The organism is Exiguobacterium sp. SH1S1, assembly GCF_004337245.1.
In the GTDB taxonomy this organism is placed as follows: Bacteria; Bacillota; Bacilli; order Exiguobacteriales; family Exiguobacteriaceae; genus Exiguobacterium; species Exiguobacterium aurantiacum_A.
Genome location: NZ_SJUZ01000003.1, coordinates 90142 through 108499 on the forward strand (window position 1 = coordinate 90142; position 18358 = coordinate 108499).

Here is an 18358-nt window from a genome sequence, read left to right on the forward strand (position 1 = left end):
ACAAGTCCCCCCTTCAATTTATTAGTCTTTATTCAAATCACGGATCAACGAATCGATATGACTACCATATGCGACCGAAGAATCGTATTCGAACGACAATTCCGGCGTCTTGCGGAGACGGATCCGGCTGCCGATTTCACGGCGGATGAAGGCGCTCGCCTTATCAAGACCTGCCTGCGTCTCAGCCTTCACGTCGGCGTCGTCTCCGAGCACCGTGTAATAGGCCGTCGCTTGTTGCAAATCTCCCGTCACGTCTACGCTCGTGATGGTCGCGTTCTTTGTACGTGGGTCGTTGACTTCGCGTAAAAGGATATCTGTGATCTCTTTACGCATCTGTTCAGCAACACGTTGGGCACGAATGTTCATACGTGTTCCCTCCTCACTTTATTTACGTTCGACTTCTTTCATGACGAACGCTTCGATGACGTCCTCCACTTTGATGTCGTCGTACTTCTCTACTTTGATCCCACACTCGTAGCCTGTCGCAACTTCTTTGACATCGTCTTTGAAGCGGCGGAGCGTATCGAGTTTACCTTCGTACACGACAATCCCGTTACGGATGACGCGTACGCCGGCATCACGTGAGATTTTACCTTCAGTGACGTAACAGCCGGCAATCGCACCGACTTTTGAAACTTTGAAGACGTCACGGACTTCGACTTGTCCGATCACTTCTTCAACGAACTCAGGGTCAAGCATCCCTTTCATCGCGCTTTCGATTTCATCGATCGCGTTATAGATGATCCGGTGCAGACGCATTTCAACGTGTTCTTGTTCGGCCATTGATCGGGCGTTACCGTCTGGACGGACGTTGAATCCGATGATGATCGCGTTCGCTGCTGAAGCGAGGATGACGTCACCTTCTGTGATCGCACCGACACCTTGATGCACGATGTTGATCTTGACGCCTGCGACGTCGATTTTGCGGAGTGATCCAGCGAGCGCTTCAGCCGATCCTTGAACGTCTGCTTTGATGATGACGTTCAAGTCTTTGACTTCGCCTTCTTGAATCCGGCTGAACAAGTCTTCAAGACTGACTTTAGCCGATTCACGGCGCTGCGACTCGAGGTAACGTTGGTAACGTTTCTCTCCGATTGCACGTGCCTTTTTCTCGTCTTCGAAGACGATGAACTGGTCACCAGCTTGTGGGACATCGTTCAATCCTGTAATTTCGATTGGCGTCGATGGGCCAACTTCTTTCACACGACGACCGATATCGTTGACCATGGCCCGGACGCGTCCGAACGTGCTGCCGACGACGATCGAGTCACCGATACGAAGTGTCCCGTGTTGAACGAGAAGCGTGGCGACAGGACCGCGACCTTTATCGAGCTTCGCTTCGATGACCGAACCGCGAGCTGGCATTTCAGGCGTCGACTTGTACTCTTCGACTTCTGAAACGAGCAAGATCATCTCGAGCAACTCATCGATTCCCTCATCTTTCAAAGCAGAGATCGGTACGAAAATTGTTTCGCCGCCCCACTCTTCCGGTACGAGTCCGAATTCAGTCAACTCTTGTTTGACGCGGTCAGGGTTAGCCCCTTCTTTGTCCATTTTGTTGACGGCAACGATGATTGGGACGTTTGCCGCCTTCGCGTGAGAAATCGCTTCTTCTGTCTGTGGCATGACACCATCATCTGCTGCGACAACGATAATCGCGATATCCGTCACTTCAGCTCCACGGGCACGCATCGTCGTAAAGGCGGCGTGACCTGGTGTGTCGAGGAATGTGATTTTTTTACCGTTGATATCAACTTGGTACGCACCGATATGCTGCGTGATCCCACCAGCTTCGCCAGCGACGACTTTCGTGTTCCGGATCGAGTCAAGCAACGTCGTTTTACCATGGTCGACGTGACCCATGATTGTGACGACGGCAGGACGCTCAATGAGGTCGTACTCAGAGAAGTCGATTTCTACTTCTTCGAAGTCCGTCTCATCGATGATGACTTCTTTTTCGACTTCGAAACCGAATTCAGTTGCGAGCAATTCGATCGTCTCGTCATCGAGTGTTTGGTTGATCGTCGCCATGACGCCAAGACCCATCAATTTCATGATGATCTCGTTTGGCTTTTTATCCATCTTCGCCGCGAGATCCGATACGCTGAGGACGTCCTCGTACTTGATGACGTTGCCCATTTCAGACTCTTGCGCTAAACGAGATGCTTTACGCTGGCTCGTTTTTGAATTAGGATCTGCTTCTAACGGGATTGCCGCTTTTGCAGGCTTCCCTTTAAATTTACCGCCGCGCTTTTTGTTGCGGTTATCGTTACGGTTGTTGCCGAAACGGTTGCCACCACGGTTGCCCGCTTGATTGCTCGGGGCGCTAGAAGTTTGTGGACGGGCTTTCGGTGCTTCTTTTTTCTCTGCTTCTTGTTTCGCAGCAGGCTTCGCTTCAGCCGGCTTCGACTCAGCAGGTTTTTCTTGCTTCTCAGCCGAACGATATTTCTCAGGGTTGAAGACACGGTCGAGTTGCTTGACCGACTCATCATCCAATACAGCCATGTGATTTTTCACTGACTTGTTCATCTTCTCGAGCTGAGTAATGACTTGTTTACTTGTTACATTCTGTTCTTTTGCAAATTCATAGACGCGTTTTCCCAAAGCATCCACCTCCGTTAATAGTTAAGAGAGAAGTTGCTTAAGCTTGTTCGCAAATCCGGATTCTGTCACAGACACGACGACTCGCATGTCTTTACCTAAAGCAGCTCCGATTGTATGTCGGTCGCTCACTTCGATTAATGGAACACCATACGATGCACATTTGTCGGTAATCCGTTTTCTCGTCGACGCTCCCGCGTCTCCGGCAAGAATGACGAGCTTGGCTCGGCCAGCCCGTACATCCTTCAAGACAAACTCTTCTCCCATCGTTACCTTCCTCGCACGTGAGGCGAGGCCTAACAATGATTCCCACTGACTCATGATTCGGCACCTGTGACAGCTTGTTCTAGCTGTTCATAAAGTGTCTCGCTCGTCTTCACTTTCAGATGATGATCAAGCGTTCGTTTTTTCTCTGCTAAACGAATCACATCGACATCTCTTGACAAATACGCGCCACGACCGTTCAGTTTGCCGGTCGTGTCGATGACGACGTCGCCTTCCGGCGTCCGTACGACACGAATCAAATCGTTCTTTGGTAACATCTCTTGAGTGATCACACATTTACGCAAAGGAAGTTTCTTTTGCTTCATGGTCATTCCTCTTCTTTTACCGCGGTTGGTTCGAGCGTCACATCAACCGAGTCAGTCTGTTCAACTTCATTGTGAACAATTTCTGGCGTTGATTCAACTTTTTCGGCATACGTATCGAACAAGTTCATGCTCTCTGCATCCGTCTCACTCTTAATATCAATTTTCCAACCTGTCAACTTGGCGGCGAGGCGCGCGTTTTGACCGCGTTTCCCGATCGCGAGCGACAATTGATAGTCCGGCACGACGACTGTCGTCGACTTGTTCGGTTCATTGACATATACGTCAACGACTTGAGCCGGGCTGAGTGCGTTTTTAACGAACTCTTTTGGATCGTTCGACCAACGGACGATGTCGATCTTCTCACCGTTCAATTCATCGACGATCGTCTGGACACGTTGCCCTTTTGGACCGACACATGCGCCGACCGGATCGACGATGTCTGAGTGGACCGCGATTTTCGAACGGTCTCCCGCTTCACGCGACACCGACATGACGTCGACCGTCCCGCTCGCGATTTCTGGAACTTCGAGTTCGAACAAACGACGAAGTAGGCCAGGATGTGTCCGCGACACTTGAATCGCCGCGCCAGAACCTTTCGTCGTCGAGTCAACTTTCGTCACGTATACTTTGATGCGTTCATGAATCTTATACGACTCGTTCGGCATCTGTTCGTTCGGCGTCAACACTGCCTCGATGTTGTTCTCTAAACCGATGTACAAGTTGCGCGGGTCAAACCGCTCGACGATCCCTGTCATGATCTCGTCTTCTTTATCGACGAAGTGGTTGTAGATGCGTTCGCGCTCGGCTTCACGCATCTTTTGCGTGACGACTTGTTTGGCCGTCATCGCTGCGACACGACCGAAGTCGCTCGGTGTCACTTCTTCTTTATGGAAGTCCCCTAACTCAAAGTTCGGGTCGATTTCGTGCGCTTCTTCAAGCGAAAGCTGTTGGTCCGGATGCGTCAGGCGTTCAACGACTTCGAGAAGCGCGAACACGCGAATGTCACCTGTCACTTGGTCAAACTCAACTTTGACGTGCTCGTTCGGGTTGGCGACGTTTCGGCGATATGCCGAAATGAGCGCCTGTTCAAGCGCGTCGATGATGATTTCTTTCTCGATCCCTTTTTCTTGTGCAATCTGTTCGATTGTTGTGAGTAATTGTGGCCCCATCTTTACCTCTCCTTAACTAAACGTGACCGCTAGGCGGGCTTGTGCAATTTTATCAACCGGTAGCGATATCGCTTTTTTTCTAGTCTTGATGCGCGTTTCGACAACTGCGGTCTCGCCGTCGTACTCCGTCAAAATGCCCTCGAACTCTTTGGCACCTTCAATCGGGGCAAACGTTTTAATGTAGACGTTTTTCCCAATCGCCCGCTCAAAGTCAGTCGGCTTTTTAAGTGGTCGTTCGGCACCGGGACTCGAGACGTCAAGATAATAGGCTTGTTCGATTGGGTCGGTAGCGTTTAATTTCTCCGAGAGTTGCTCGTTGATGTTGACGCAATCATCTAAATCGACGCCCCCCGGTTTATCGATATAGACGCGCAAGAACCAGTCTGGCCCTTCTTTCACGAATTCAACATCGACCAATTCCATGTTCGCTTGCTCGACAATCGGCAACGCGATTGTTTCGACGACTTCTGTTATTTTGGACACTCTCATCCCTCCTTCTGGCTTTTACATACAAGAAAGGAGTAGGGTTCCCTACTCCTTTCCGTCGTAGTATCCAACATTGTTCGATACCAATATATCATATTTTCCCGCTTTTTCGCAACTTACACCCCAAAATCAAAGAACGAAAGTTGGTTCTCGTCAGGCAGGCCTTCGAGACATTTCATCGTATCGAGCGTCTCGATAATCGTCTTCGACAATTTCGCCCGTTTCCGGAGATCCTCTTTTGACAAGAACTGACCTTCGGCACGCGCCTCGACAATCGCTTTCGCCGCGTTCGTCCCGAGTCCATCGACAGCGTTGAACGGTGGAATGAGCGTGTTGCCTTCAATCAAGAACTCGGTCGCATTCGAACGGTAAAGATCGATGTTTTGGAATTTCATGCCGCGTTCGAGCATCTCAAGTGCGAGTTCGAGCACGGTGTGAAGCCCTTTATCTTTCGCCGTGGCGTCGAAGCCTTTCTCCCGGATATCAGACATCGCCTTGCGGACGGCCTGAGACCCTTTGATCATCGCCGACAAATCAAAATCGCCGGCGCGGACCGTAAAGTATGTCGCGTAATACAGAATCGGGTGGTGCACTTTGAAGTAAGCGATCCGGACGGCCATGAGCACGTACGCGGTCGCATGTGCTTTCGGGAACATGTATTTGATCTTCTTACAAGAAGAGATATACCATTCCGGGACGCTGTTCTCCCGCATCTCTGACTCCATGTCGTCAGACAAACCTTTCCCTTTACGGACCGACTCCATGATCTTAAAGGCGAACGATGGCTCAAGTCCGGCGTAGATCAAGTAGACCATAATGTCGTCACGACACCCGATGACGTCTTTCAGTTCACACGTCCCGTTATAGATCAACTCGTTCGCATTCCCAATCCAAACGTCCGTCCCGTGAGACAGACCTGAAATTTGGACGAGCTCTGAGAACGTGGACGGTTTCGTCTCTTCAAGCATTTGGCGAACGAACTTCGTCCCAAACTCAGGAATACCGAGCGTCCCTGTTTTTGACTCGATTTGCTCCGGTGTGACACCGAGCACTTCCGGTGACGAAAAGATTTTCATGACGGTCGGATCATCCGTCGGGATCGTCAACGGGTCGATGCCTGATAAGTCTTGGAGCATCCGGATGACGGTCGGGTCATCGTGTCCGAGAATGTCGAGCTTGAGCAAGTTGTCGTGAATCGAATGGAAGTCGAAGTGTGTCGTCTTCCATTCAGACGTTCGATCGTCGGCTGGATACTGGATCGGCGAGATTTCGGCGATGTCCATGTAGTCCGGGACGACGATAATCCCGCCTGGATGCTGCCCGGTCGTCCGTTTGACACCGGTGACACCCGAGACGAGACGATCGACTTCGGCGTTCCGGTAAATCTTGTCGTTTTCGGTCGCATAGCCTTTCACATATCCGTACGCCGTCTTGTCGGCAATCGTCCCGATCGTCCCGGCACGATAGACGTACTCTTCTCCGAACAACACTTTCGTGTAGGCGTGAGCGTGAGGCTGGTACTCACCTGAGAAGTTCAAATCGATATCTGGTACTTTGTCCCCTTTAAAGCCAAGGAACGTCTCGAACGGGATATCGTGTCCGTCTTTCGTATACCACGTCCCACACTCCGGACATTGCTTGTCCGGAAGATCGTACCCGGAACCGATCGACCCGTCATTAAAGAAGTGAGAGTGTTGACACTTCGGACAGACATAATGCGGTGGTAGTGGATTGACCTCGGTGATCTCGGTCATCGTCGCGACGAGACTCGACCCGACCGATCCCCGTGAACCGACGAGGTAACCGTCGTCGAGTGACTTCTTGACGAGTTTATGTGAGATCAAATAAATGACGGCGAAACCGTGGCCGATGATTGATTTCAGTTCCTTCTCGAGCCGGGCCTCGACGATCTCCGGAAGCTCGTCCCCGTAAATCGAGCGGGCCATGTCATAACTCATATTGCGGACCTCGTCATCCGCCCCTTCGATTTTCGGCGTATACAGTTCATCCGGGATAATTTGAATCGCTTCGATCTGATCGGCGATTGCGTTCGGATTCGTGATGACAATCTCCCGTGCGAGCTCGTCACCTAAAAATTTAAACTCTTCCATCATTTCTTTCGTCGTCCGGAAATGGGCATGAGGCAACTCTTTTCTCGTGTTAATGAAGTTGGCCCCACCTTGCGTCCGGATCAGGATTTCGCGATACGACCGATCCGTCCGGTCCAAGTAATGGACGTTCCCGGTCGCACAGACCGGAAGTCCCGCTTGACCTGCCACGCGAATGATCCGTTTGATAATATCACGAAGTTCAAGCTCGTTCGCGACGATCTCTTTATCGATCAGATGCATATAAAGTGCCGGCGGATGAATCTCGATGAAGTCATAAAATGCCATCATCTTCTCGAGCTCTTCGTCCGACTTGTTCAAGGCGGCGTCAAAGATCTCGCCGTTGTCGCACGCCGAGCCGATGAGCAGCCCTTCTCGGCGCTTCTCGATCTCTGAGCGCGGCATCCGAGCCATCCGGAACAAATAGTCGATGTGCGACAACGAGATCAACTCATACAAGTGGCGCAATCCTGGCTTTTTCGTCTTCGCGTAAACCGTCGCATGAAACGGACGGATCTTCGAGACGTCACTGCCGACTTTCGCGTTCAGTGACCGATGCGTCTGCATCTCGAACATCTGTTTCGCCAAATCGAGCAACTTCATGAGCAGGTACGCCGTCGCCTCGGCGTCATAGATGGCCCGGTGATGCTGCGTCAATTCGATATCAAACCGCTTGGCGAGCGTGTTGAGACGGTGGTTTTTGAGCGTCGGTAAAATCGTCCGGGCCAGTTCAAGCGTATCGATGACCGGATAATCGTCCGGCTCATGTCCTCCGCTTCGGAGCGTCGCCTCGAGAAAGCCCATATCGAACGAGGCGTTATGAGCGACGAGAATCCCGTCGCCGCACCAGTCGACGAACTGTTTCGCGATCACTTCTGGGTCGGGCTGTCCGTGGACCATGTCATCGGTGATCCCGGTCAGTTCGATCGTCGTCGCCGAGAGTTGATGCTTCGGGTCGGCGAACGCTTCGAACCGGTCGATGATCTCACCGTCTTTAATCTTGACGCCGGCGAGTTCGATGATTTTGTTGTAGACGGCCGACAGACCGGTCGTCTCGACGTCGAACACGACGTACGTCGCCTCGTCGAGCGAGACGTCGGTCGGATGATACGCGACAGGCACGCCGTCATTGACGACGTTCGCCTCGACACCGTACAAGATTTTAATGTCGTTCTTTTTCCCGGCATAATAGGCTTCCGGGAACGATTGCACACCGGCATGGTCGGTGATGGCGATGGCGCGATGACCCCACTTGGCAGCCCGGGCGACGAGCGCCGACACGTTCGTGACCGCATCCATTTGGCTCATCTGCGTATGGGCGTGCAGTTCGACACGTTTCTCCCCGGCCCATTCGTCACGCTTCGGTTCGACTTTCACTTCTTGGAGCTGCGACGCCATCATGCACAGTTCGCGCATGAAGCTATCGTCTTCGACCCGTCCGGCCGCTTGGATCCACATGCCTTTTTTGACGGCACTGAGCATACGGTCGTCATCATCGTCACGTGCGAACACTTTGACGATGAGCGAATCGGTATAATCGGTCATCTTGATCGTGAATAGCTTCTTCCCGCTCTTCAACTCTTTCCGTTCGGCTGAAAACACGAGTCCACGGATGGCGACACGGCGTTCTTCTTCGATGATCGTCTTGATCGGGACGATCTCGTCTTTGATCAAGGCGCCCATCCGCACTTCCGTGATCGGCTCATCGTTCGTCTCGGTCGCTTTGGCGAACTGGGCCGCGAGTGCGAGTTTCGCCTGTTCGATATCTTCTTGGACGACTTGTTCACGCAACGCCTGATTCGCTTCCGCGTCTTCTGAGAAACTCGCTTGGCACGGCTTTTTCATAAACCCGTAAGCACTGTAGAGCGCTTGAACTTCTTGGCACAGCTCTTTATCGACATAGCTCGCCTCAGGTGCGGAGCGGACGGGAATGAGCAACTTGTTTTGCTCGAAGCGCGGTTTGACAGTTGCGAAATAGCTTCGCATCGCCCCCGACACTTGACTGAGCTCACTGACGATGCGCGGCCAGTAGTCGATATAATCCTGCTCGCTTCCACCCGTCTCTGTCGTAAAACGAGCGTACACTTCATCGGCAAACGTCGCGTACCGATTCTCGACCCGACTCATGAACAATTGATAAACCTCATATGGTAACACTTGGCGGATCTTGAAGTAAAACGTCCACGTCCGTCGTTGCTTATTGACGACAAGACGCGATAGTTCCGCTCCGTCGAACTGATCACTCTCTGTCGTGATCCCGAGATCCGTCAACAGTAATTGCATCTTTTGATTTGCTTCCACGGGTAAGTCGTCCCCCCCTTTTATATGACAATGTCGAAAAATGAAGGTGACGGCAAGAAACCGTCACCTTCATCGATCAATGCGTCTCGTTGAGCTGCGCGACAATTACTTGCGGCAACTCTTCTACCGTCGTTTCAATCACTTCGCCCGTAGCACGGACTTTCACTTCGACGATGCCTTCACCGGCTTTCTTCCCGACGTTGATACGAATCGGCAAGCCGATCAAGTCAGCGTCGGCAAATTTAACGCCGGCCCGTTCTTTGCGGTCGTCGTACAATACATCATACTTCGACGATAGTTCATCGTAAAGTCGATTCGAAAGTTCGAGTTGCGTCTCGTCTTTCGCGTTGATCGCGATCAAGTGCAGATCAAACGGTGCGACACTCTTCGGCCAAACGATGCCGCGGTCGTCGTGGTGCTGTTCGACGATCGCCGAAAGCGTCCGCGAGACACCGATGCCGTAACAACCCATGATGAGTGGTTCCGCCCGGCCTTCTTCGTTCAAGAACGTCGCGCCCATCGCTTCTGAGTAACGCGTGCCGAGTTTGAACACTTGACCGACCTCGATCCCACGTGCGAACCGGACTGGACCAGATTCGTCTGGTGCCAAGTCGCCTTCGACGACGAAGCGGAGGTCATGATACGTCAAGTGCGACAAGTCGCGTTCTGCATTGACGTGCATGAAGTGCGTGTTCGCAACGTTGGCGCCACATACCGCATCGACTAAATATTTAACGGCGTAATCGGCGACGACTTTGACCGGTGCGTTGATCGGTCCGAGCGTCCCTGGTTCACAGCCGAACAATTCAATGATCTTCGACTCGTCTTCCATTTGGATATCGAGTCCGCCGAGGGCGTTCTTCACTTTGACATCGTTCGCTTCGTGATCACCGCGAACGATCGCCATGACCGTCTCGCCGTCGACGTTGAACAACACCGACTTGATCGTCGTGTTCGTCTCCACGCCCAAGAATCGCGCCACGTCTTCGATCGTCTTATGCTCTTTCGTATCGACTTTATCGAGCTCGAGCACAACACCCGCTTGCATGTCGTAACGGTCAAGCGTTTCTGCCATCTCGATGTTCGCCGCGTATGACGACGAGTCCGTGTAGACGATCGTATCCTCACCGATTTCGGCGAGCGCCTGGAATTCGTGCGTGTCTTTCCCGCCAATCGCGCCTGAATCGGCCACGACCGGACGATACTTCAAACCGGTGCGGTCAAAGATGCGTGAATAAGCGTTATACATGTTGTCGTACTCTTCGTCCAAATCAGCCTGTGTGGCGTGGAACGAGTAGGCATCTTTCATCAAAAACTCACGTCCGCGTAATAATCCGAACCGCGGACGACGCTCATCGCGATACTTCGTCTGAATCTGGTACAAGTTGACCGGTAACTTCTTATACGAGTTCAACTCGTCACGGACGATCGACGTGATCAACTCTTCGTGAGTCGCTCCAAGTGCGAAACGGCGGTCATGACGGTCCGTCAAACGCATCAGTTCAGGTCCGTAGATGTCCCAACGTCCCGTCTCTTCCCATAGCTCCGCTGGTTGGATCGCCGGCATGAGCAGTTCTTGCGCCCCGGCCCGGTTCATCTCTTCACGGATGATCGTTTGAATATTTTGTAACACACGATGACCGAGTGGTAAATAAGAGTAGATCCCCGCTGCATTTTGTCGAATAAATCCACCGCGCACGAGAAGTTGATGGCTGACAGCTTCAGCGTCAGCAGGAACCTCTCTCAAAGTAGGCATAAGCAATCTCGATTGTTTCATAAATATCAACGTTTCCCTTCTCTAACACAGTCTATTTGAAAAATGATTGGATATCGTTCCAAGTGACGATGAGCATGAGCAGCATAAGCAGGGCAAATCCGATAAAGTGGACGAACCCTTCTTTTTTTGGATCGATCGGTCGACCACGCACTGCCTCGAACAACAAGAAGATGAGTCGTCCCCCGTCAAGCGCCGGAAGCGGCAACAAGTTGAAGATCGCCAAGTTGACGGATAAAAGTGCCGTCCAGTTGAGCAACATGATGAAACCGCTCGCCGCCACTTCGTCGGTCATGCGGACAATCCCGACCGGACCTGCGAGTTGATCGACTCCGACTTGGCCGGTCACTAAATCACCGACCGCAGAGAAAATCAATGTCGACATCGTCCACGTCGTCTCAGCTCCTGTTGTGAACGCTTTTGTCGGTGATCGCTCGAGCGCATTTGTCACGCCAAGGATACCGACCGTCTCACCATTTTGTTCGACTGCTTGAGGTGTGAGCGTTACCGTTTGTTCCTCACCCGCCCGAATATAGGTCACCTCGGTCGGTGTATCGGCACGATCGGCCAAAACCGTTCTCAGGTCGAGCCAGTTATCAATCGTCTCACCCTCGATCGAGACGATTTCGTCTCCGGTGACAAGCCCGGCTTGATCAGCCGCTGAATCCGGTTGTACCGTCCCGATTTGACCATCGTCTGTCGGTGTGCCTTGCACGAGACCGACAATGACGAGCAAGACGAAAGCAAGGACGAAGTTCATGGCCGGGCCGGCTGCGATCGCGAGCACTCGCTTCCAAACTGATTGCGCTCCGAACGTGCGGTCGTACGGTGCGATTTGAATCTCCATACCTTGATCGACGAGGAGTGTGTCGCGCTCGAGTGTGTACACCCGCACTTCTTCGTCGACGAGCAATTGAATCTTCAATTCACGGATTGAATCAAACTTGTCGACCGTGCCGACGACGTGTACATCCGTCGCTTGGTCCGGTTGGAAATAGACGCGGTCGACTGTGCCAGCGCTCGTTAACCGGAGCCCGACTTGTTGACCGGCCTTCACTTCGATCGGCTCGAAATCCTCACCTGCCATCTTGACGTAACCACCGATCGGCAATAAGCGAATCGTATAGAGCGTCTCATTCTTTCTGAACGAAAAGATTTTCGGCCCAAACCCGATTGCAAATTCATGACAGAGAATCCCTGCCCGTTTCGCCATGACGAGGTGTCCCCATTCATGAACTGAAATGAGCACCCCAAACATCAAAACGATGGCGATAAAAGTTTGCATGATCTATTTCCCACCTTCACTTTCGTTGCTGAATTTGTTCACGAACCGATTGATCGACTTGAAGGATCTGCTCAAGCGTCGGTTCTACAATGACTGTATGTGCATCCATCGCTTGCGCGACGATCGATTCAATCTCGACGAACGCAATCTTTCCGTTCAAGAACAAATCGACAGCCGTTTCGTTAGCCGCATTCAACACAGTTGGCATTGAACCACCTTGACGACCTGCTTCATACGCTAGTCGAAGAGCCGGATAGCGATCTAAATCGGCTTCCGCAAAATGGAGCGTCCCGATTTCTCTCAAGTTTAACCGCTTGTTCCCTTCGATTTCAAGCCGTTTCGGGGTAGAGAGCGCATAGAGGATCGGTCCCCGCATATCGGGGTTTCCGAGTTGCGCCATGACTGCGGCGTCTTTAAACTCGACCATCGAGTGAATGATCGACTCCCGATGGAGCACCACTTCAATATCATTATAATCGATATCGAACAACCAGTGCGCTTCGATGACTTCGAGCCCTTTGTTGAACATCGTCGCCGAATCGATTGTGATTTTTGCACCCATCGACCAGTTCGGATGATTGAGCGCTTCTTCGACGGTCACGCTCGCTAATTCAGCGCGTGTCTGATCACGGAAACTTCCGCCCGAGGCCGTCAAAATGATTTTTGAAACGTCCTCGCGACGTTCTCCGTTCAGGCATTGATAGATGGCCGAGTGTTCACTGTCGACTGGAAGCAAACTGACGCCGTGCTCTTTGACGGCGGCCATGACGAGATGTCCGGCTGTGACGAGCGTTTCTTTGTTCGCCAAGGCGATATCTTTACCGGCTTTAATGGCGGCAAGCGTCGGCTCTAAGCCGACTGCCCCGACGACGGCCGTGACGACCACATCGGCCCGCTCAGCGGTCGCACATTCGATCAACCCTTCGAGTCCGATAAAAAAGAGTGGTTCGTATGTAAGGCGTGGCTTGAGCTGTTCGAGTACCTCGATCGTTTTGGCTGATACGTATTTCGGGCGAAGGCGATTGATCCATTCCTCGGCTACCTCGACGTTCGTTCCGAACGCGTACGCCTCAAGTTCAAACAAGTCGGGGTGCTGCTCGATCACGTCGCACGTCTGTACGCCGATCGAACCAGTCGCCCCGATTAAGCTGATTCGCTTCATCTTGACACTCCTTTTACAACAAATTGAAAATCCAAATGACGGTGAATACCGCGATCATACTATCAAATCGGTCTAAAATGCCACCATGTCCCGGTAATAGATGTCCAGAATCTTTTACGCCAAACTGACGTTTGTACGCTGATTGTACCAAATCACCGAGCTGGCCGACGACAGAAACGACAACCGCTAAGACGAGCACTTCGACGAGCGGTAGGACCGGTTCAATCAAGACATAGACGACACCGACGACCACAGCTGAAACAATACCGCCGACAGCTCCTTCGATCGTCTTGTTCGGGCTGATCGAGGGCCACAGTTTCGTCTTGCCGATTGCTTTCCCCGTGAAATACGCACCCGAGTCGGTCGCCCAAATGATAAATAAGACGAGCAATACTTTCGCCAGCCCGTCTTCAGACAGACGGACGAGGGCAAAGCTTGAAAACCCGATGACGAGATAAACAGCCGAGACGAAATAAAAACTCGCATCTTCATATGTGAAACGGTTTTTCGTGACGACCGTCCAAAAGAGAAGCAGCATTAACCCGAGCACCATCCATTGACTCGTCGAAATCGGAAGTTCACTCGTCAACAACTGCCGTTCTAAGAGCATCATGACGAACGGGAACGCTACGAGCAACGATGTCACGAGGAACGGGAACGCTGTCAGCTTATGTTCACGCATCATCGTAAACTCGCTCAAACCGATCAAAGCGAGCACGCCCATCAAGATGACGAACGGGCTGCCGCCAAGGGCGATCAAGCTGACAAAGATGGCGCCGGCCCAAAGTCCGGTAATAATTCGTGTTTTCATATTACACTCCACCAAACCGACGCGTACGTGTATTGTACGCTTCGATTGCTTCGACGAAGTGCTCACGTTTGAACTCGGGCCACAATACGTCTGTGAAGTGGAGTTCGGCATACGCCCCTTGCCAGAGCAGGAAGTTCGATAACCGTTGTTCACCGCTCGTCCGAATGATCAAATCGACATCTTGCATATTCGTCATGAGCCGCTCTCCGATCATCGACTCGTCGATCTCATCTGGATTGATGTGTCCGGCCGACACGTCGCGCGCAATGTCACGCATTGCTTGGATGAGTTCGTCACGGCCGCCATAGTTCAACGCGAAGACGAGATCTAAACCCGTGTTCGTCGCGGTACGCGTGCGCGCTTCCTCGACCGCCTCGCGTGTTCCACGCGGTAGTTTCGACACGTCACCGGCAACGAGCACTCTGACGTTTTGTTCGTCGAGTTCTTTTAAGTCGGTCTCTAAAAATTGCTTCGGCAACTTCATCAAAAAATTGACTTCTTCTTCTGGACGCGTCCAGTTTTCAGTCGAGAACGCGTAAAGCGTCAGCGACTTGATACCGAGCTCTTGAGCCGTCCGGACTGATTCACGGACCGATTTCATCCCTTCCCGGTGACCCATGATGCGCGGGAGCCCACGTTTCTTCGCCCAACGGCCGTTTCCGTCCATGATGATGGCGACGTGCTCTGGGATGCTCAATTCCGCCTCAGTCTTCGTTTTAGGATTCACCCATTTAAACATAGTCTATCCTCCTGATTGTATGAAAGAGGGACCCTTTCAGTAAAAGGGTCCCCACACAGCTTTTTGGTATACCACTTCCGTGATTATACTTCCATGATCTCTTTTTCTTTGACCGCTGCAGACTCATCAATCTTTTTGATGTAAGAATCCGTTAACGTTTGAACGTCGTCCGCGTAACCGCGGAGGTCGTCTTCTGTCAAATCACCATCTTTTTCAAGCTTCTTCAAGTTCTCGTTCGCGTCACGACGAACGTTACGAACCGCAACTTTCGCTTCTTCCGCATACTTCTTCGTGATTTTAACGAGTTCTTTCCGGCGCTCTTCCGTCAAGGCGGGGATTGCTAAACGGATGACTGTCCCGTCCGAAGATGGCGACAGACCGAGATCCGCTCTTTGAATCGCTTTCTCGACTTCCGTTACGAGCGACTTGTCCCAAGGTTGGATCAACAAAAGACGAGCTTCCGGCGTGTTGATGTTCGCTACTTGGTTGAGCGGCGTTGGCACACCGTAGTAGTCGACTTGGACCGGGTCCAAAATCGATGCACTGGCGCGTCCGGTGCGGAGCGTCCCAAAATCACGTTTTAATGATGTATGGGCTTTAACCATCTTTTCTTCAGCCGTTTTCATAACTTCGTTTGCACTCATGAATTGATTCCTCCCACTACCGTCCCGATATGTTCCCCGAGAACGACACGTTTGATATTTCCTTCTTCAAGCAATGAGAATACAATCAGCGGAATATGGTTGTCCATGCATAGTGACGTCGCTGTCGAGTCCATGACTTGGAGACCGTCTTTTAAGACGTCCAAGTATGTGAGTGACTCGTATTTGACCGCATCCGGGACAAGTTTCGGGTCTGCCGAGTAGACGCCATCGACGTTGTTTTTCCCCATTAAGATGACGTCAGCTTCGATCTCGGCTGCCCGGAGCGCTGCTGTCGTATCTGTCGAGAAGTATGGGTTACCCGTCCCTGCTGCAAAGATGACGACCCGGCCTTTTTCAAGGTGGCGCATCGCCCGGCGACGGATATACGGTTCAGCAACTTGACGCATTTCGATTGATGTTTGGACGCGGGTTTGGACACCGTGTGTTTCGAGGCTGTCTTGAAGTGCAAGCGAGTTAAGTACAGTTGCGAGCATGCCCATATAATCGGCATTGGCCCGGTCCATACCGAGTTCGCTTCCCGTCTTTCCGCGCCAGATGTTTCCGGCACCTACGACGACCGCTACTTCGACGCCCATGGCGACTAACTCTTTAATCTGTCCAGAAATCGAGTTGACGATTGCCGGATCGATTCCGTATCCTTGATCTCCTGCGAGCGCTTCTCCACTCAATTTTAACACAATTCTCTTATATTTCGGTTCCATACTTTGCCTCCTCATGCTTGAAAAAAGGGAACACGCTCCCTTAACGAACTAACTCAAGGTTATACAGACGTGTTCCCAATTTTAATTGCATCATCATACATGACGCAGATTATTTTTTAAGTTGGTTCATTACTTCTTCAGCAAAGTTTTCTTCGCGTTTTTCCATACCTTCTCCAACTTCGAAACGTACGAACGAGTTGATACGGCCGCCTTTAGACTCTACGTATTTTCCAACTTTGAAGTCAGCGTCTTTGACGAACGTTTGGTCGACGAGGCAGATTTCTTCGAAGTACTTGTTCATGCGTCCCGCGATCATCTTCTCGACGATGTTAGCAGGTTTGCCTTCGTTGATTGCTTGTTCAGTCAAGACTTTCTTCTCGCGCTCTGCTTCTTCAGCCGAGACTTCGTCACGTGTCGCGTAAAGTGGGTTAGCTGCTGCTACGTGCATAGCTACATCTTTCGCTACTGACTCATCTGTCGTGCCGTCGATGACGACGACCGAACCGATGCGTCCGCCCATGTGAAGGTAAGTGCCGAATACAGCGTCGTCCGCTTTTTCAAGAACAGCGATGCGACGGAGCGAGATTTTCTCTCCGATTGTCGATGCTTCTTCTTGAATGTGAATCTCAAGCGTTTTACCAGCCACGAATTCAGCAGAAAGTGCTGCTTCAACTGTTGTCGCACCTGAAGCGAGAACCGCTTTCGCTACATCGCTTACGAGTGTTTGGAACTTCTCGTTTTTAGAAACGAAGTCCGTCTCTGAGTTGACTTCGACGAGAGCAGCTTTGTTGCCTTCAACCGCTACTGCTGTCAAGCCTTCAGCTGCGATACGATCGCCTTTAGCTGCTGCTTTAGCAATCCCTTTTTCACGAAGGAAGTCGATTGCCGCTTGCATGTCACCGTCTGTTTCCACGAGTGCTTTTTTGCAATCGAGCATACCTGCTCCTGTTTTTTCACGAAGTTCTTTTACCATTGCTGCTGTAACTGCCATCGGAAATTCCTCCTTGTAAAACTTACATTTTTTTAAAATAAAAGCACTAGGCTTCGAATAGACTATTTCCTAAAAAAAGGTGATAAAAGGCTTTCCCTTTATCACCTGTTGTCTAACTGATTACTCAGCTTCTGTAGCTTCAGCTTCTGGAGCTACAGCTTCTTCAGCAACTTCTTCTTCGCCTTGCTTCGCTTCGATGATCGCATCAGCCATCTTAGAAGTGAGCAATTTAACCGCACGAATTGCATCGTCGTTCGCTGGGATAACGTAGTCGATTTCATCTGGGTCACAGTTTGTATCGACAATCGCAACGATTGGGATGTTCAATTTGTGAGCTTCTGCAATCGCGATCCGCTCTTTGCGTGGGTCAACGATGAAGAGAGCGTCAGGAACGCCTGGCATATCTTTGATTCCGCCGAGGAACTTCTCAAGACGTGTCATTTCTTTTTTCAAGATGATGACTTCTTTTTTAGGAAGTACTTCGAACGTGCCGTCAGCTTCCATTTTCTCAAGTTGCTTCAAGCGGTTAATACGCTTTTTGATTGTTGAGAAGTTTGTGAGTGTTCCACCCAACCAACGCTCATTGATGAAGTACATACCTGAACGGAGTGCTTCTTCTTTGATTGTATCTTGAGCTTGTTTTTTCGTACCTACGAAGAGGACGTTTCCGCCTTCTGCCGCGAGTTCACGAACGAAGTTGTAAGCTTCGTCTACTTTTTTAACCGTCTTTTGAAGGTCGATGATGTAGATTCCGTTACGCTCCGTGAAGATGTATTTCGCCATTTTTGGGTTCCAACGACGTGTCTGGTGACCGAAGTGTACACCAGCTTCGAGCAATTGCTTCATTGAGATTACTGCCATGATAAATTTCCTCCTTGTGGTTTAAAAAAGTCCTCCGCCTCGTTCATCGTTGTACTCCGACCTTTCGGCACCGAGGAATACCATCCCGAGACGTGTGTGATGTGTTTAACACCG

Annotated in this window: 16 protein-coding genes; all 16 read right to left on the reverse strand. The window is 51.2% G+C overall.

Going from position 1 to position 18358, the window contains the following annotated elements:
* Positions 1-21 precede the first annotated feature (21 nt).
* Positions 22-366, reverse strand: a complete 345-nt coding sequence (rbfA, locus tag EVJ23_RS08130; RefSeq protein WP_016508272.1) for a 30S ribosome-binding factor RbfA — start codon at positions 364-366, stop codon at positions 22-24.
* Between the two features lie 18 nt (positions 367-384).
* The gene (infB, locus tag EVJ23_RS08135) at positions 385-2604 is read right to left on the reverse strand and encodes a translation initiation factor IF-2 (protein WP_070327463.1); all 2220 of its coding nucleotides are present in this window, start codon (positions 2602-2604) and stop codon (positions 385-387) included.
* Between the two features lie 21 nt (positions 2605-2625).
* Complete coding sequence (locus EVJ23_RS08140) at positions 2626-2922, reverse strand: YlxQ family RNA-binding protein (RefSeq protein ID WP_131465265.1); 297 nt, start codon at positions 2920-2922, stop codon at positions 2626-2628.
* Positions 2919-3197, reverse strand: coding sequence for an RNase P modulator RnpM (gene rnpM / locus EVJ23_RS08145; protein ID WP_233589595.1), 279 nt, complete (start codon positions 3195-3197; stop codon positions 2919-2921). Before rnpM ends, EVJ23_RS08140 begins: the two co-directional genes overlap by 4 nt.
* Positions 3194-4360, reverse strand: coding sequence for a transcription termination factor NusA (nusA, locus tag EVJ23_RS08150; RefSeq protein WP_070327466.1), 1167 nt, complete (start codon positions 4358-4360; stop codon positions 3194-3196). Before nusA ends, rnpM begins: the two co-directional genes overlap by 4 nt.
* Before the next feature lie 12 nt (positions 4361-4372).
* Positions 4373-4843, reverse strand: coding sequence for a ribosome maturation factor RimP (gene rimP / locus EVJ23_RS08155; protein WP_070327467.1), 471 nt, complete (start codon positions 4841-4843; stop codon positions 4373-4375).
* Positions 4844-4962: 119 nt separating this feature from the next.
* Entirely contained in the window at positions 4963-9255 is a 4293-nt protein-coding gene (locus EVJ23_RS08160) for a PolC-type DNA polymerase III (protein WP_131465267.1), read from the reverse strand.
* Between the two features lie 76 nt (positions 9256-9331).
* Positions 9332-11032, reverse strand: coding sequence for a proline--tRNA ligase (locus EVJ23_RS08165; RefSeq protein WP_131465269.1), 1701 nt, complete (start codon positions 11030-11032; stop codon positions 9332-9334).
* A gap of 31 nt (positions 11033-11063) precedes the next feature.
* Positions 11064-12314 (reverse strand): RIP metalloprotease RseP, encoded by a 1251-nt coding sequence (gene rseP / locus EVJ23_RS08170; RefSeq protein WP_131440240.1) that lies wholly within the window; start codon positions 12312-12314, stop codon positions 11064-11066.
* A gap of 16 nt (positions 12315-12330) precedes the next feature.
* Positions 12331-13476: a 1-deoxy-D-xylulose-5-phosphate reductoisomerase gene (locus EVJ23_RS08175; RefSeq protein ID WP_131440242.1), complete on the reverse strand. Its 1146-nt coding sequence runs from the start codon at positions 13474-13476 to the stop codon at positions 12331-12333.
* A gap of 13 nt (positions 13477-13489) precedes the next feature.
* Positions 13490-14287, reverse strand: coding sequence for a phosphatidate cytidylyltransferase (locus tag EVJ23_RS08180; protein WP_070327472.1), 798 nt, complete (start codon positions 14285-14287; stop codon positions 13490-13492).
* 1 nt (position 14288) lies between these two features.
* Positions 14289-15026, reverse strand: a complete 738-nt coding sequence (locus EVJ23_RS08185) for an undecaprenyl pyrophosphate synthase (protein ID WP_070327473.1) — start codon at positions 15024-15026, stop codon at positions 14289-14291.
* An 83-nt stretch (positions 15027-15109) separates the two neighbouring features.
* Complete coding sequence (gene frr / locus EVJ23_RS08190) at positions 15110-15670, reverse strand: ribosome recycling factor (protein WP_035385902.1); 561 nt, start codon at positions 15668-15670, stop codon at positions 15110-15112.
* On the reverse strand, positions 15667-16392 hold the full coding sequence (gene pyrH / locus EVJ23_RS08195) for a UMP kinase (RefSeq protein WP_071399619.1): 726 nt from the start codon (positions 16390-16392) through the stop codon (positions 15667-15669). Before pyrH ends, frr begins: the two co-directional genes overlap by 4 nt.
* Before the next feature lie 109 nt (positions 16393-16501).
* Positions 16502-17383 carry a translation elongation factor Ts gene (gene tsf / locus EVJ23_RS08200; protein WP_070327475.1) on the reverse strand — a complete coding sequence of 294 codons (882 nt, stop codon included), beginning with the start codon at positions 17381-17383 and terminating at the stop codon, positions 16502-16504.
* Between the two features lie 120 nt (positions 17384-17503).
* Positions 17504-18244, reverse strand: coding sequence for a 30S ribosomal protein S2 (gene rpsB / locus EVJ23_RS08205; RefSeq protein ID WP_021067146.1), 741 nt, complete (start codon positions 18242-18244; stop codon positions 17504-17506).
* Between the last annotated feature and the right edge of the window lie 114 nt (positions 18245-18358).